The sequence below is a fragment of the Phycisphaeraceae bacterium genome (assembly GCA_020851465.1).
In the GTDB taxonomy this organism is placed as follows: Bacteria; Planctomycetota; Phycisphaerae; order Phycisphaerales; family Phycisphaeraceae; genus JADZCR01.
The window spans coordinates 18293-33597 of sequence record JADZCR010000007.1 but is presented as its reverse complement, the minus strand read 5'-3'; the positions used below and the strand labels follow the sequence as shown (position 1 = coordinate 33597).

The window sequence follows — 15305 nt, the reverse complement described above, 5'->3', positions numbered from 1 at the left end:
TTCCCGCCGGTGCGGGTATCGCCGGGTTTGCGGGACCGGAATGGCCCTCGCATAATGTCGAGTTTACCCATTTACGCAGCATGAATAAAGCACGTGGCGAGCCTGCAGCGGTACCGGAGCAAACTCAGCGGGAGTTTGCCCAGGGGGTACTCCGCGCGGAAGCCGACGCAGTAGCACGGGTATTGATCGACGAGGCATTTGACCGTGCGGTTGATCTGATCCTGGAACGGACCGGCAACACCGCGCAGACTGGGAGCGGAGCGGTCGTGGTGACCGGGCTGGGCAAGAGCCATTTCATCGGTCAGAAACTTTCCGCCACCTTCGCTTCCACGGGTACACCGAGCCATTTTCTGTATCCGACCGAAGCGATGCACGGCGACTTGGGCCGCGTTCGTGCCGTCGATGTGGTGCTGGCACTTTCTTATTCAGGTAACACCGAAGAGATCGTCGCGCTGGCGACGCTGCTGCGACAGGACGGCGTGCCGGTCATCGCCATCACAGGTAAACAGGCGTGCGACCTGGGCCGACTCGCGGCTGTCACACTCTGCATCGGTGATGTAACCGAGGCCTGCCCGCTCAACCTCGCCCCCACCGCCAGCACCACTGCCATGCTCGCCCTGGGGGATGCGCTGGCACTCTGCGTCAGCAGGCGACGGAACTTCGGTATCGAAGATTTCAAGAAAGTTCATCCCGGCGGCGGACTGGGGCGACACCTCATGCCCGTCACCGAAGCCATGCGTCTTCATGCGGGGAAAAACCTCCCCCTCATCCAGCCGGAGATGACCATCGAACAGGCGTATGCCTATGCCGGAGAATTTTCCAAAGGCGGTCGTCGTGTAGGCGCAATGATCATCGTCCATCCGGACGGCACGCTGGCGGGACTCTTTACCGATGGCGACCTGCGAAACACGTTCATCAAGCACGGTCTGTCCTCGTGGCAGCAGCCGATCGGACGGTTCATGACTCGAAACCCCCGCGTCCTGACCCATGCAGCATTAGTGCGCGATGCTGTGCAGATGGTCCGCGAATTCCGCTTCGATGAAATTCCCGTCGTGGACGAAACGGGCAAGGTGCTCGGCCTCATCGACGTGCTCGACCTCATGGCCTTGAAAGTAATCGAAGGATGAACGAACCCGCATCACCCCAGGAACTGGCAGAACAACGAAAAGTCGCGAAATCGCTGGGCCTGCCTGCGACCGGGCGACACATCTTCCTCTGCTGCGATCAGACCAACCCCAAGTGCTGCGACAAACAACGCTCGCTCGTCGCATGGGAATTCCTCAAAACCCGACTCAAGGAACTGGGCCTGTCCGAACAAGGCGGCGTCGCGCGAACCAAAGCCAACTGCCTGCGCATCTGCCGCGGCGGGCCAATTGCCGTCGTCTATCCCGAAGGTGCGTGGTACGGCGGATGCGATCCCGCAGTGCTCGAAAAAATCATAACGCAACACCTCATTGGCGGACGCATCGTTGAGGAACACCTGATCGCAGCCGGATCTCTCGGTTGTCAGACGAACTCATCTGAGACTACGAAGCCGCATCTCAACAAACCGCAACCGTAATAGGATCGCGCATCCGTTTAACGTGTGCGGAGCGAAGCATCCTTGCTCTCGGTGCATGTATCGGTCGTCCTCATTAAGCCTAGGCAAGGTCTGTTGCTGAACTATGCTGTTTCAATTTCTGCGAACCAAGGCTTCCCAACCTCTGACGGATATGCCTCACGGACGTTCGCGCCTTTTTTCTCGCATCGCGCCTATCCTTTGTTCGGATTACTTTGATCCGCGGTATCGGAGTGTCACCTTGTCCGACGATCTCACCCACGAATTGCACAAGGCACGGCAAAGCGCGCGAAAACTCGGCCTGACCTCCATCCAGCGACACATCTTCCTCTGTTGTGACACCGAAGAAGCCGCATGCGCCGGCCGCAAAGAGATGAAACGATCGTGGGACTACCTCAAGGAACGTGTCAAAGAATTGGGTCTCGACGGCTGTGCGCACCCGTGGGCGACGAAGACGCAGTGCATGAAAGTGTGTCAGGGCGGGCCGATTGCCGTCGTCTATCCCGAAGGTACGTGGTACGGCCGATGCACGCCTGAAGCACTCCGACAAATCGTGGACGAACATCTCGTCAATGGCAGGATCGTCGAAAAATATCTGCTCTTTGTGAATCCGCTGGATGGATCGTCAACAAAAGCGCCCAGATAACGGGTATCGAGCCGTGCTATTGGCGGTCTGGTTGTGTCGTCGGCGTTGGCTGGATTTGATCAGATAGCGAAGCGCGGAGCTGACGGGCGCGATCGACCAGCGTATCGTGGTCAACCGGTTCTTCCGGCTTCATCGTGAAATGCCAGACCTGTTCCGTTTTGTTGTGCGGTTTGACTTCCGCCAGCAGGTCCGGGCCCGGTGCTTCCCACCAGGGAGCCTTGGCACGCTGTTGCGTCCACAGGGGTTGGTAGCCCTCGTGTTCCAGTCGCACGTCATAGGTGCCGTAGTAGGTAAACGGTACGGTCACAGGCGTACGGCCGACTTCCTCATCGTTGAGGTACACCAGTGCGCCGTCAGGTTCGGACGTGATGCTGATCGTCCGCTCGACGCAGCCAGCCGACGTCAGAAGTGCCAACATGATGAGCAATCGCCTTGCGGGCATGATGGCATTGTAACGGCAGCGATTAAGTTGGGAGGGTGATGATGTAATCCGTCACACGTGATCCGCTGCGATGTCGATTACAATCTTGCCATGCCGCGCCAACGCTCCTCATCAAAGACTGCCGACCGCCCATCTCGAACCAAGCTGACGCATCTGGATGAAGCTGGGCGAGCCCGAATGGTGGGCGTTGGCCATAAGCCGATCGTCCATCGTGTCGCCATCGCATCGGGGGACTTTGTCGCCGCGCCAGCCACATTGGACCGCCTGCTGCGTGGCGACCTGCCCAAGGGTGAAGCCCTCGCCGTCGCTCGCATTGCCGGCATCTCCGCTGCCAAACGTACCGATGCGCTGATCCCGCTTTGCCATTCGCTGCCGCTGGATCACGTATCGGTTGACTTCGCCCGAACCGCGTCGAATGTTGTCCGCGTCACCGCCAGTGCCAGCATCGCAGCTCGCACAGGTGTCGAAATGGAGGCACTGGTGGCGGTGAGCGTCGCGTGTCTGACGCTCTACGACATGACCAAGGCTATTGACAAGGCCCTTCGCATCGAAAATATCAGACTCATCAGCAAATCTAAAGACGGCAAACTTTCGTCCTCTGGGGTGACGACTTGACCAGGGATGAAGTCCTGCGGTCCTGACGCCCTAAAACTCCTCCTCGCTTGAGCCGCTCAACTCTGTCAATCCCGACAATGCCGTTGAGATCGTCTCCGAGTCGAACCCTCGTCGAGCGAGCATACCCCAGAGACGACGTTTCCGGGTCACGGGTTCGAGTCGGCTGAGACCGCGCAGTTTTTTCCGAGCCAGCTCTCTGGCGTCGGCGACCGCATCACGGGCGGGATCTTCCGCTGTTTCTCGCAGAAGTTTTGCAATCAGTCGCTGTTCCAGCCCGCGTTGCTGGAGTTTGGCGCGGAGCAGCGCGGGGCCGGCTAGTTTATGCGACTGGATTTCCGCCACCAGTGCCCGGCCAAATTTTTCATCATCCAGTGCGCCAAGGCCCTTCATCCGCTCGACCACACGCGCGATCGTGTCGTCGTCATGACCAGCCTTTCGCATCTTTCCCTCAAGCCTGCGAATGCTGAGCGGACGGCGTCCCACCGCTTTCATCGCTGCGGACACCGCACGGTTGAAATCCGCCAGTGACTTGACTCGTGCTGCCAACGCTCCGTCCCACGCCTGCCCCACTTTCAGGCCTGCTTCCATGACGACCGATAGGGGCAGCGTCGCGACGACACGCTGACCCACCATCACCACCACTTCATCAATACGCTTCTCACTGGCGACCAGACGGGTGATAAAAGCAGGTTCGGACATGCGAACGATTTTATTCTGAGGATGTTGAGACGGGTGGAGGCTCGACTAACCAAGACTTTACCGCCGACGTCGGCGCAATGAAGGTGCTACAATACCAAGCGTTCGCTAGGGGTGTCCGTCGCCTGCGCCATCAGCGGGCTGGACTGAGATCAAACCCTTAGAACCTGATCCGGCTGGCCCCGGCGTAGGGAAGCGAACTCCTGGGCGATGCTCCCGCGTCGCTCTCCGAGTCGAGCTTCCCAAGCTGTTTTTGAGGAGTTCGACATGATCCGTTCCAATCCGTCTGCTTCCACCGAAGCACCTTTCACCCTGCCGCCGCTAGGTGCGAATCCATCGACTGATGCGCAAGGTACGACACCGGGCAGCTTTGCGAAAAAGCCGCAAATCGCTGCCGGCCTCGCGGGTCGGTACACCTTCAGCTCACCGGACACACCCGGCATGCCTGAGCCGTCGGACAAGACCGCGTGGGATTTCATGCCCGGTGACTGGGAATGTGTCGATCCGGCCAACAAGGAACACGCACAGGCGTGGCGGGCACCGGCGGACTTCAAACCCATCACTCAGCTTGAGCATGCACGACTGGGAACCATCACGCCGGAGATGCGCCGTGTCGCGGAGCGTGAACCGCACCTAACACCGCAGCAGGTACGCGATGAGGTCGCAGCCGGCCGGATGGTCATCCCCGCCAACATTCAGCATCTCAAGTACAAGCTCGAACCAATGGCGATTGGCCGGGCGAGCAAGACCAAAGTCAACGCCAACATGGGAGCCTCTCCCGTTTCCAGCTCACTCGATGAGGAAGTCGAAAAGCTCAAGTGGGCGGAAAAATGGGGTGCCGACACGGTCATGGACCTGAGCACGGGTGGTGACCTCGACGCGACGCGACAGGCGATCATCCGCGAATCGACAACACCCATTGGCACGGTACCGATCTATTCCATGATTATCGGGAGAAAGATCGAAGACCTCACTCCTCCCCTCATCCTCGAACAGATCGAGCATCAGGCCAAGCAGGGTGTGGACTATTTCACAATCCACGCCGGCGTGTTGCGCGAACATCTGCCTTTTGTCAGAAAACGACTCATCGGCATCGTCTCCCGTGGAGGCTCGCTGCTGGCCAAGTGGATGCTCGTTCACAACCAACAGAATCCGATGTTCACCCACTGGGATGACATCTGCCGGATCATGCGGCAGTATGACGTGACCTTCTCTATCGGCGACGGCTTGCGACCCGGCGGACTGGCGGACGCCTCCGATCAGGCGCAGCTCCGCGAGCTGGCGACCATGGGTGAGCTGACCGAACGCGCCTGGACCCACGGCGTGCAGGTGATGATCGAAGGCCCCGGACACGTGCCGGTGGATCAGATCGAATACAACATGAAACTCGAACGGCAGCTCTGCCATGGCGCGCCATTCTACGTGCTCGGCCCGCTGGTAACGGACATTTTCCCCGGTTACGACCACATCACCAGTTGCATCGGTGCCACGTATGCCGCCTATCACGGCGCGAGCATGCTCTGCTACGTGACCCCCAAGGAACATCTGGGCCTGCCGAAAAAGGATGACGTGAAACAGGGCTGTATTGCCTACAAAATCGCGGCTCATGCGGCTGACGTGGCCCTGGGTATCCCCGGCTCGCGCGACCGTGATGATGAGTTGACCAAGGCCCGCGCCGCCCTCAACTGGCAGAAACATTTCGAGCTGTCATTCGATCCCGACACCGCCCGCGCCTACCACGATGAAGACCTTGATGTGGACACCGACTTCTGCGCCATGTGCGGCCACGACTGGTGCAGCGTGCGGATCAGCAAGGAGATCAATGAGTTCTGCTCCGGCAAAGATGAAAACTACGAGTGGGACAAGCCCATCAAGTCCGCGGCTCTTACCGCCCAGCAGCAGGAAATCCTGGCAAAGCGCGGCGTACTGAGTCCCGATGAAATCCACAAACTCGCAAGCAAAACAAAGAAAGCGATGACTGGCGGTACCGACGATACCACCGACAGCAAAAACACGGCAACCTCAACGGATACGGCTGCCAAGCCATCCTGTCACAGCGACTACGTGGACCCCGAAACTGCTAAGAAAGTCCAACGGGAAAAGCTGGTACAACTCGACGTGCGGCCGGCTCTGGGAATCTCCAAGGAAGATTCGCTGATATGAACCCGTGGAAGCCCGTAAAAAGGATCTCCGCGGTGAATCGAGCCTGATCGATTCGTGATAACTGCCCGCCGGGAGCTTTGCACGTTCAAGGCACTCTTGCACAAGCGGCACAGGGCACCATAATTGACGGTTCGTTCGCAATCAGGCGCATCTGTAATCCGCAACGCGGAAGGCCGTCATGCCCCCCACCACGCGCCTCGTCGTTTACTGCCTGCTGATTGTCGTCGCATCGCTTCTGGGCGGATGGATTCCCCACTTTGTCCGGTTGACCCATAAACGGATGGAACTGGCGATCAGCGGTATCGCCGGCTTCATGCTGGGAGTTGGTTTGCTGCACATGCTGCCGCACGCCGCCGAAGCGGTCGGAGACATAGACCGTGTCGTGCTCTGGCTGCTGGCGGGATTCCTGGCGATGTTTTTTATCGAGCGGTTTTTTCAATATCACCGCCACGACGTGCCTGAATCAGAGGCCGACAAGTTCGACACCCCTACCCGCGACCACAGCCACGCGCATCATCATGACCACGATCACGCCTGCACCGGACACGTCCACCATGAGGACGCTCTGAGCACCCACGCGCTCTCGTGGAGTGGAGCCGCGATCGGCCTGACGCTCCACAGCATTCTCGACGGTATCGCGTTGGCGGCCGCTGTTGCGGCTACCACTCGCCCTCACAGCGACGCCGCTTCCGTCGCGGCGGGGTTGACCGTCTTCCTCGTAATCCTCCTGCACCGGCCTTTTGATTCGATGACTCTCGTCACGCTCATGTCCTCGGGCGGCTGGTCCACCAAAGCCTGCCATATCGTCAACGGCCTCTTCGCGCTGGCGATCCCTCTGGGAGTGCTGATCTTCTACATCGGCGTAGGCCCCGACCACAGCGGTGTCGTCGTCGGCTGTGCTCTGGCGTTTTCCGCCGGCACGTTTCTCTGCATCTCAACCAGCGACCTTTTGCCGGAACTGCAATTTCACGCTCACGACCGCGTGCCGTTGTCCATCGTCTTTTTGCTGGGGCTGGCGCTGGCGTGGGGTGTCAGCCGATTCGAACTTCACCCCCATCATGAACACGACCGCAACACGTCGCCGGTGCATGACTCCAGTCACGAGTCAGCAAATGAACACTGACTCCCGGACTCAGAAATCGTCGTCACTCTGTTTTTTTGTCGGCCGCGCCTGGCCGTACTCAAGTTTTTCCAGATTTGATTTGAGCATGTCAAGGTAGTTGTCGTAACCGCTGATCCCCTCCCCACCCATCGGATCGAGCGCGATAAGTTTCACCCCGGTGTGGCGAATCACCGCATCAAGCGTCGGATCATTCCGTCTAGCGTAGCCGTACACCACGGGCAGGTGATGCTCCTCGATCACGTGCGCCAGCTCTTGTGCATCGAGTGCAGGCGTGTCATCGGCGATCGAGCTTTTCACATGGCCGACGACCTCCAAACCATATTTCCGCATCAAGCCGTCGAACGACGGATCGTAAACCACCAGTTTGCGTTGCTCCGACTCACGAAACTTGGCCGCAAACTCCACGTCGATGGCGATGAGGCGGGTACGCATCAGTTTCGCCCGTGTGCGCAGCGATGTCGCATGCTCCATCACCAGCGGGGAAAGTCGATCGCCGAGTTGCTGGATGAAGTAATCCACCAGGGCTGGATCGAGCCAGAGTGCCTGCGCGTCGCGAGTGTCTGGCTCCGTGGCGGGCTTTGTCCGAGCACCAGCCCCGGTGAGGCCGACGATATCAGAGAAGCGCAGGAGTTTGAGATCCTTGCGAGAAACCTCCTTCGCCTCTGCCTCAATCCATCCGTCGTATTCGGGAGAAACGGTAAACAACACCTGAGCCTGAGAAAGCTTTTTGCGAGAGTAATCGCTTAGCTTGCGGCTGGTTGACAAGCCATCAGGTGGAATCAGCGTGTAAATCTCCAACCAGTCCCCCGCGAGCTGATCCACGATGCTCGCCACGGGATAAATCGAGACAACCACAAGCGGTTTGGCCGGCTCACTCGCCGGTGCGGATGCAGCCGCGGTATTACCCGGCCCCGAACCGCGCGGCACGTCCTCGCCGCAGGCAAAGAGTGCGAAAATTCCCGCTCCCAGGCAGACTAACCATGCGACGGTTTTCACAGTGGCTTTATCGTCCTTCCGTGGGTTGCGAGGACAGGGACGCATCCGCCGATTCTCCCGGCTGAGTAGCCGGTGTTCCGCTTTTGATCATCCAGCGTTCGCGCCACTTTAATCGGCCATAGCCTCTGAGCGTCCCCGCGGGCATGGCGAACATCTCTGCTGTTGATGGTCCATCGAGCCACTGACGCTCAAACTGCTGACCTTCGACAATTCCACGCTGCACCGCGCTGTCACCCGTCAACTCTCCCGCTGTCGCCAGCTGCGAGGTGACAGCACCGTGAGGCAGCGGTTTTCCCTGCACGTTTTCCAGCTCTACGGTGATATCGAGCGTCGCCGACTCTCGATGCAGATCAAATGTCTTGCGCCAGCGCAGGCCGCAATGCTTATCGCTTAATAAAACCAGATGATCGCCCCATGCTTCGACCTGCCAATAGGTCGAAGCGTCCAGTGCGGGACAGCCCTCCACGGTCGTCATCCATCCGGGCGAACTGAGGACATTTGCTTTTTGCGGCCGCTCGACCAGGCGATAGGTCGGGTCCGCCAGGCTGCGGGGATCCACCTTTTCTGAAATCCATTTCGGACGACGACCAACATGAAAATCAATGACGCGGGCACCCACCGGATCGATCGTCACGCTGGAAAGACGCCCTCTCATGCGGATGACCTGCCGCCCATCCACCTTGTCCGTGTCCACGTTGGGTACCGTCAGCAGCCCCACCGTGGTATCGACACGCTTCCAGGAATTACATCCTGTGCAGCTCAGCGCGATCACTGTCGCCGCCACGCCGATCGACCAGCGATGAATCATGGATAGGCCCGCCATCACGCAAACATGATACGGTCAATGGATATCGACAACCTCACCCCTGTTGATGAAAAGGAGCTTAGCGGTGACGTTCGCAATCGGGATTTTGAGCATGGCTGCCAGTGCGGCTCGATAGCTGTCGATCTGCGGGCGATAGGCCTCCACGCGCTGCGACAGGTTGTCAACAGTCACCGTATCGCTCTTAAAGTCGGTCAGCGTGGCTGTCACCTGTCGGCCGGTATGGCGATGAACCACCACGCGGTCGAACTGCCCGCGCATGATCTCTCCGTTGATCCGCACGATAAATGGCCGCTCGCGCCAAAGCTCCGCGCCTTTTTCAGCGCGTCCTAGAGCTGCGCGAACCGAAGGAATCTCCAGCATCCGGTGAAACTCCGCCAACAGCGGACGAAGCCGGGCTTCACCGCTCATTCCGCCCGCACGGCCCAGATCATTCACCACATCAGCGGCAATTTGCAGCAAAGCAGAATCGTCCGGCAGCGCAGAATCCATCCATTCAACCTGCTCAAACCATGCGTGAAAAATGCTGCCTCGGACCCTCGCGCTGCTGGTTTCTAAAGCGAACAGGTCGGCGGTCCGAACCGTCCCTCCAGCTTCACGAGATGACGGCGCTACCACCGCCAATGCCCGTTGTGCCACCGACGGTGACTGCGCGAGCTTCGGTCGCAGCAACTCCATAACAGGCGGAGCGGGTGCAACACTGGCAAACAGCTTCATCCACTCATTACCGCCCTTGGAATACAAAGTCTCCCCGCCTTCATAGGTCGGCTGCTCTGGCCCCAGTGCCCGCCGGAGAATCGCCGCGTAGCTGAGATTGCTCCATCCGCGCGCGCAGGCATTACCATCTTTCTTCATCGACAATGGTTTGGCAATCATGTACAGCGCGTGACGTGCCCGAGTCATCGCAACATAGAGCACGGACAGGTCGTCGCGCAGACGGCTTTCAAGCATCTGGTTGTAGGCTTTTTCAAGATCGCTGGAAAGCGACCGCACATCCTTATTCGCCGGGGCGAAGACAGCACTGATCGGCAAGGTCGGCGCATCACGTTCCACATAAGCAGGCAGGTCGGTCATTTTCACAATCAGACGATCAAGCTCCGGCATCACCACCGCATCAAACTCCAGCCCCTTTGCCGCATGCACCGTCATCACCCGTACCGGCGAAAGCGATGTCTCTTCGACGCGCTTCGCGTGGACATACTCCACAAAATCGCGGGTGCGCAGCGTGATCGTCGCATCGTAGCTGTCGGCTATTTCGATCAGTTGCAGCAGCCGCCTTGTGCTCGACGGCCCGCATGAGGGCGCCAATCGCTGCACCCAGTCGGCGATGAGGTCGGCATAACCGCGATTCAAGATCTCATGTCGGATGTGCATCGCGACGGCGTGGCAATCCGCGGAGCGTTGACTTCCAAGACCGACAATCTCGTTCAGCGGCGAATGAAGCACGTGAAAAGCCGCGATGCTGTCGCCGGGATGATCCGCCAGGGTTAGAGCTGCAAGGATCGCCAGCACCGCCGGATCGCCGGTGATGGCAACACCGCCCTCGCCGCTGGCGTCCACTCCCAGATTACGAAGCTGCGGCAGGAGACGACTCGCTGCGAGATGCGTTGAGACAAGCACTCCAATGGAAGCTCCGGGCACAGCACGATGCAAAGCGGTGATTTTTTCCGCGACAAACACCTCATGTGTTGATGCCTGCTCCGTGACCGCGGAATCGTCACCATCACTATCTTCATTAACCGTGACTTCCCCTTGCGTCAGAGTCGATGTGAGCAGTTCCACACAACCGGGCAGGGACTTAACTGCTTCGTGTCTGGGGAACTTCTGCGCCCACCGCTGCACGATCGGAGCGTGAGTATTCAGCACAGGATTTTCCGTCAGGTCGCTGAACACTGCGTTTACCGCGTCGAGCACGATTGATGAGGATCGGTGGCTCTTGTCGAGCGTTTCGATCGACATATTTATCAGGTTCAACTGTTTGGGGAGTTGGTTGAAAATCTCGGCACAACCGCCGCGCCAGTTGTAGATCGCCTGTTTGACATCGCCGACGCAGAAAAAGCTGTGCGACATCGTGCCATCATCGCTGGCAGTGATCTCCGAGGCCACGGGTTGCAGCACCGTCCACTGGGCAATACTCGTGTCCTGAAATTCGTCGAGCAACAGATGCTTGACGCGCGAATCGAGACGGTAGTAAACGTCAAACCAGATTTGTTCACCCAGTGTTTGCAGTTCGCGGGCGAGCTTATGTGTCAGGTCGGAAAAAAGCAGCACGTTCTGTTCATGACGGAGACGGGTGAAGTGGCTGTCGAACCGGCGGACCAGGTCATAGGACGCCTCACCGCGCTGCGCGACGCGCTGAATCGCGATCGCGTCTACGCAGCGGACCAAAGGCTCCAGTACAGCGACCACACGGAGATCGATTGTCGTCCCGCCATACGTACATTTACCGGAGCGCACGGCGCAGATGAGGGTGTTTCCCGCCAGTACATCCCATTGACGTTGCTCAAACAATTCACGACAGGTGCGCAGTGCCTTGGCGAGATTTTTGGTTGGGACAGCACCTTCAACGCACACGGCGAGCAGTCCGTTACTAATGTCGCGTATCTGTTCCTCCGTCGGCACGGGCGGGACGCTGAGTCTGTTCCACTTGTCTTCCTCTGGTGCTTCGCGGTAGATCTCGTATAGCTCGCTTACGATGGTCTCGATCGAATCGGTCACCGACCGCTTATTACTGTCGTGGTGCAGCCTTCGGAGCAGATCGATGAGTACCTGCGGCTGGTCGTCAGCAAGCAGTGCTTCGATGGCGCGCAGGCGAATCTGGTTAATCAGGGAATCGCGCTCATCGACGATGCGCGGCGATGGCGGAATACCCAACTCGAACCGAAAGCTCGACGCCACGCGATTGAAGAAACCATCGATGGTTGAAATGGTCACGCTATGAAGCGAGTCGCAGAGCTGGACGAGGAGTTTCCGGCAATCCTGCTGTGTGAGCGTGAAATCCTTGATGTCTTCGGCCAGCTTGGCGGCTTCGTGATCCGAGCTAGCTGCTTTCGCCAGCCGCAACAGCACACGGGCGAGGATTTCACCGGCAGCCTTACGGGTAAACGTCGTGGCCAGGATGGTCTCCGGCAGTGCGCCGTGGCGCAACAGTTTGAGATAGCGAGCCGTCAGGGCGTGAGTCTTGCCGGTCCCCGCCGACGCACTAATCAATAGATGCGTGGCCGATACGGTCATCGCCCGCTCCTCTTTGGCAGACCAGCCAGACGATTACCTTCAGACAGTGCTGTCTCACGCTCCTCCCAGTCGTCCAGACAGATACCCGCGAAATCTTCCATGTAGTCAACTGGATATGTCGGCGGCCAAAATACTCCCTCACGCAGCCCACGGACCACCTTTGCCGCAGTTTCGAGGGCGGCATCAAGCTCCGCCTGCGACCACGTTGCCTCGGTAAAGCCGACACTCGACAATTCTCTGGGCAGTTGGATGTAACCCATCACCGGCTCGCCGCGGACTCCCGGCAGATTCAGACTGGCAACCAACACGCGATAGAGGGGCAGTTGAAGATCGACCCATTCACCGCTTTTCCGGTGAATGGCTTCTGGTTTCGCTGCTTTGTCACCGGTTTTGTAGTCCGCGATACGCACGCGGCCCGCTTCGTCTCTGTCGATGCGGTCGATTTTTCCGGTGATCTCGAACGGCTGACCGTCCACGTCGATCGTGGCGGTTACTTTCTGCTCCCGCGCGACGATGCGCCAGCCTTGCGCGGTCTGGGCGGCATGCCACCGGGCAAAGGCACGCAAACGCTCGCTGAGCTGCTGCGTCTGGATCATCACCGCGGCGCCAAGCTCATCGCCATAGTGGTGGCGCACCAATTCACCCAGCCGGGCGAGCAGATCATTCCCGATGGCGTCGGCGTCGGACGACACAGCTAAATCGCTGTCTCCAAACATCTGAAGTACTTCATGCGCCAGGTTGCCAAAAGAAGCCGCATCCAGCTCCACCGCACGATCATCGAGAGCTTTCAATTTGAGAACGTGCTGAAGGTAGAAACGATACGGACACCGCAGATAGTCCCGAAATGCGGTGACGTAGAGCCGGTTGATCGGTGTTGCCGGCGGCTGCGGTGGAGGCACGATGAAGCGACTGGTTTTTCCCGATTCAAGTACGGTGGACGACACAGCATGATCAGTGTCCGCGGATTTGGGGTCGTAAAACCGCAGCACGCGGCGGGGTAATTCATCCGGTGAACAGGACAGAAGCAGGCGGCTGGGTGTGAGGGGGTTGTCGTCCGATCCTCGTCGTCCGCTGATAAATCGCACTGTCGGACGGCTGCGCAGGATCGCATACATCGCGTACTTATCACGAGCCAGACGGCGGCGGTTGTCCACCAGCCCCAGAAAACGGCGGGTGCGATCGGGCAGAAAAGCATCGGCCCGCACGCTTTCAGGGATATAGCCTTCATTGACGCCGGTGACGATCAGCGCTGGCGCATCATCAAGCTGGAGTTCAAGCCAGCCGAGCAACTCGACAGCCGGCCCGCTCGACAAAGGCGGAATGGTCGCACCGGTCAGACAGGAAATGAGGATGGCTGTAGCTTCCACCAGCGAGAGTGACGGCGTGAGGGGATCGGCTGCATCAAGTTCAGCCAACTCGCGGATGGCGTCGGCGATTTTCTGCAACGCCAGCAGCAGCAACCGATCGTCCGGTATCTCGCGGTTGAGTTCACGGTGGCTGTAAACTCGCTCCAGCAACTTGGAAAAGACCGTCGCCCACTCCGGTAGCGGTCGCGCCACGTGATGGTCCGCTGGCACCAGCGCACGGATCGTCTCCCACGTTTTTTTGAGTCGAGCTGCGCGGAATTTTTCGCCCAGCCATTGATCGGACAGCCGGCCTTGCAGGTGATCGGTGATGTAATCATCCAGCAGCGTAAGCCAGTCACCTGAACCGTGCGCTGTATCTTCAGCAGCGGGTGTCGCGGCATTGGGCCGTGATCTTTCCAGCAGAAATTCCTCGATGTCCGGATGACGCAGGAGCGAGGCAAAGTCATCGAAACGCTCGCTCTCGATAAACCGTGTCATCGCGGTCAAGAGCATCACCGGTGCGGACTGCGAAACCTCCCGTGCGATGGCTGACCGTGTGGAAATACCGGCAATCTCCAGCACACGCGCAATCATCGGCGAGATCTTGTCATCACCGATGCCGATCGTGATCTGATCTGCGGCGAAGCGCCCATTGAACGATTCCATCTGACGCAGGGTTTCATACGCCTGATCGCGCGGACGATCCACGATGCGGATGATCCGAGGGTCCGGGTCAATCTGTCGCGCACTCCAGGAATCCACCAGCAGGCAACCCAGCTCGTCAAACGTCGCCGCCTCGGATTCAGGAGCATGGACCAGCGCGAAAATATTGCCGCTGCCCTGCTCACTCGTCTGGGCAGCCTGACGAAGCATGCGAATGGGAAGCTGATCCAGGTCTGCGGTACAGACGAGGACGATGTCGCGCTCGGCAGCGCACGAGCCGGCTTTCAATGCTGCCAGCCGCGCACGGTTGCGATCCGTCAATCCATGCCGATCCAGCATTTTCTGATACGCACGGTCAAGCTGGTCCAGGGCCACCCATCGCTGCTCATCCGGAAAGTCCAACTGATTTCGACATAACGCGGGGATCTGTTCCAGCTCTACCGCACCGGCGGCGACGGCGTCGTAAACTCTCTCCAACTCACGCGCCACATTCCACCACCCGCGCACATTTTCCGCTTCCGGCGGATCGGGAATAATGCTCTTGATCAACCCATCCTCAGCCTGACTCAACACGTGCGCGCGCACCAGCGTGCGACGCAGATCGTGGATCACGACCGCATCAGGGCTGCGGTAGAGCAACTCCGGCAAGTCGCCGGGCGTGATGATCCGCGGCGGGAGCAGCATCAGGCCGTCAGCTGCGTCCACCAGAACTTCAAGTAATCGCCGGCCCGCGCGAGAGCCGGGCGTCACCAACGCCACTTCGCTCAGATTCCACACACCATCACGGATGTAACGTTGACGCAGCCACTCTGCTGCTCGCCGTAATGCAGGCAACTCCCAACCTAAAAACACCCGCTCAACTGACATGAGGGCATGTTAACAAACGCCTGACGCAGGACATCTGACCAAGTCTCGCGCCGGTCGGGTGTTTTTCGGATCTACGGTGAACGGAATAACACGCGGGTCACGCCCGGTTTCTTTTGCGCACTACATCCTGTCG

At 59.0% G+C, this 15305-nt stretch carries 12 protein-coding genes and 1 riboswitch; of the genes, 6 read left to right on the top strand and 6 right to left on the bottom strand.

The window, feature by feature from the left end; all coding sequences use genetic code 11:
- Positions 1–80: 80 nt before the first annotated feature.
- From IT444_10120 to IT444_10110, 3 genes are all read left to right on the top strand, one after another.
- Entirely contained in the window at positions 81–1127 is a 1047-nt protein-coding gene (locus IT444_10120; protein MCC7193122.1) for a KpsF/GutQ family sugar-phosphate isomerase, read from the top strand.
- Positions 1124–1561, top strand: coding sequence for a hypothetical protein (locus IT444_10115; GenBank protein MCC7193121.1), 438 nt, complete (start codon positions 1124–1126; stop codon positions 1559–1561). Before IT444_10120 ends, IT444_10115 begins: the two co-directional genes overlap by 4 nt.
- 238 nt (positions 1562–1799) lie before the next feature.
- Complete coding sequence (locus IT444_10110) at positions 1800–2204, top strand: (2Fe-2S) ferredoxin domain-containing protein (GenBank protein ID MCC7193120.1); 405 nt, start codon at positions 1800–1802, stop codon at positions 2202–2204.
- A gap of 16 nt (positions 2205–2220) precedes the next feature.
- Here the strand turns inward: IT444_10110 and IT444_10105 are convergent, their stop codons facing one another.
- Positions 2221–2646: a PEGA domain-containing protein gene (locus IT444_10105; GenBank protein ID MCC7193119.1), complete on the bottom strand. Its 426-nt coding sequence runs from the start codon at positions 2644–2646 to the stop codon at positions 2221–2223.
- A 90-nt stretch (positions 2647–2736) separates the two neighbouring features.
- On the opposite strand from IT444_10105, the gene moaC reads away from it, so the two are divergent.
- Positions 2737–3261, top strand: a complete 525-nt coding sequence (moaC, locus tag IT444_10100; GenBank protein ID MCC7193118.1) for a cyclic pyranopterin monophosphate synthase MoaC — start codon at positions 2737–2739, stop codon at positions 3259–3261.
- Positions 3262–3291: 30 nt separating this feature from the next.
- Here moaC and IT444_10095 read toward each other — a convergent pair whose 3' ends face one another.
- On the bottom strand, positions 3292–3960 hold the full coding sequence (locus IT444_10095; GenBank protein ID MCC7193117.1) for a RecX family transcriptional regulator: 669 nt from the start codon (positions 3958–3960) through the stop codon (positions 3292–3294).
- A gap of 97 nt (positions 3961–4057) precedes the next feature.
- Positions 4058–4168: riboswitch (TPP riboswitch) on the top strand.
- A gap of 230 nt (positions 4169–4398) precedes the next feature.
- Here IT444_10095 and thiC point away from each other — a divergent pair.
- The gene (gene thiC / locus IT444_10090; GenBank protein MCC7193116.1) at positions 4399–6120 is read left to right on the top strand and encodes a phosphomethylpyrimidine synthase ThiC; all 1722 of its coding nucleotides are present in this window, start codon (positions 4399–4401) and stop codon (positions 6118–6120) included.
- Between the two features lie 178 nt (positions 6121–6298).
- On the top strand, positions 6299–7243 hold the full coding sequence (locus IT444_10085) for a ZIP family metal transporter (protein MCC7193115.1): 945 nt from the start codon (positions 6299–6301) through the stop codon (positions 7241–7243).
- Between the two features lie 9 nt (positions 7244–7252).
- On the opposite strand, the gene IT444_10080 is transcribed toward IT444_10085, so the two are convergent.
- From IT444_10080 to IT444_10065, 4 genes are read right to left on the bottom strand one after another with little or no spacing between them, the layout of a single operon-like run.
- Complete coding sequence (locus IT444_10080) at positions 7253–8239, bottom strand: zinc ABC transporter substrate-binding protein (protein MCC7193114.1); 987 nt, start codon at positions 8237–8239, stop codon at positions 7253–7255.
- A gap of 7 nt (positions 8240–8246) precedes the next feature.
- Positions 8247–9062, bottom strand: coding sequence for a hypothetical protein (locus tag IT444_10075; protein MCC7193113.1), 816 nt, complete (start codon positions 9060–9062; stop codon positions 8247–8249).
- 18 nt (positions 9063–9080) lie between these two features.
- Positions 9081–12296 carry a UvrD-helicase domain-containing protein gene (locus IT444_10070; protein ID MCC7193112.1) on the bottom strand — a complete coding sequence of 1072 codons (3216 nt, stop codon included), beginning with the start codon at positions 12294–12296 and terminating at the stop codon, positions 9081–9083.
- Positions 12293–15172 carry a PD-(D/E)XK nuclease family protein gene (locus IT444_10065; protein ID MCC7193111.1) on the bottom strand — a complete coding sequence of 960 codons (2880 nt, stop codon included), beginning with the start codon at positions 15170–15172 and terminating at the stop codon, positions 12293–12295. Before IT444_10065 ends, IT444_10070 begins: the two co-directional genes overlap by 4 nt.
- Positions 15173–15305: the final 133 nt, after the last annotated feature.

Coding starts and splice junctions, on each gene's coding strand:
- IT444_10120 (MCC7193122.1), top strand. CDS start 81: ATGAATAAAGCACGTGGCGAGCCTGCAGCGGTACCGGAGCAAACTCAG.
- IT444_10115 (MCC7193121.1), top strand. CDS start 1,124: ATGAACGAACCCGCATCACCCCAGGAACTGGCAGAACAACGAAAAGTC.
- IT444_10105 (MCC7193119.1), bottom strand. CDS start 2,646: ATGCCCGCAAGGCGATTGCTCATCATGTTGGCACTTCTGACGTCGGCT.
- moaC (MCC7193118.1), top strand. CDS start 2,737: ATGCCGCGCCAACGCTCCTCATCAAAGACTGCCGACCGCCCATCTCGA.
- IT444_10095 (MCC7193117.1), bottom strand. CDS start 3,960: ATGTCCGAACCTGCTTTTATCACCCGTCTGGTCGCCAGTGAGAAGCGT.
- thiC (MCC7193116.1), top strand. CDS start 4,399: ATGCCTGAGCCGTCGGACAAGACCGCGTGGGATTTCATGCCCGGTGAC.
- IT444_10085 (MCC7193115.1), top strand. CDS start 6,299: ATGCCCCCCACCACGCGCCTCGTCGTTTACTGCCTGCTGATTGTCGTC.
- IT444_10075 (MCC7193113.1), bottom strand. CDS start 9,062: ATGGCGGGCCTATCCATGATTCATCGCTGGTCGATCGGCGTGGCGGCG.
- IT444_10070 (MCC7193112.1), bottom strand. CDS start 12,296: ATGACCGTATCGGCCACGCATCTATTGATTAGTGCGTCGGCGGGGACC.
- IT444_10065 (MCC7193111.1), bottom strand. CDS start 15,172: ATGTCAGTTGAGCGGGTGTTTTTAGGTTGGGAGTTGCCTGCATTACGG.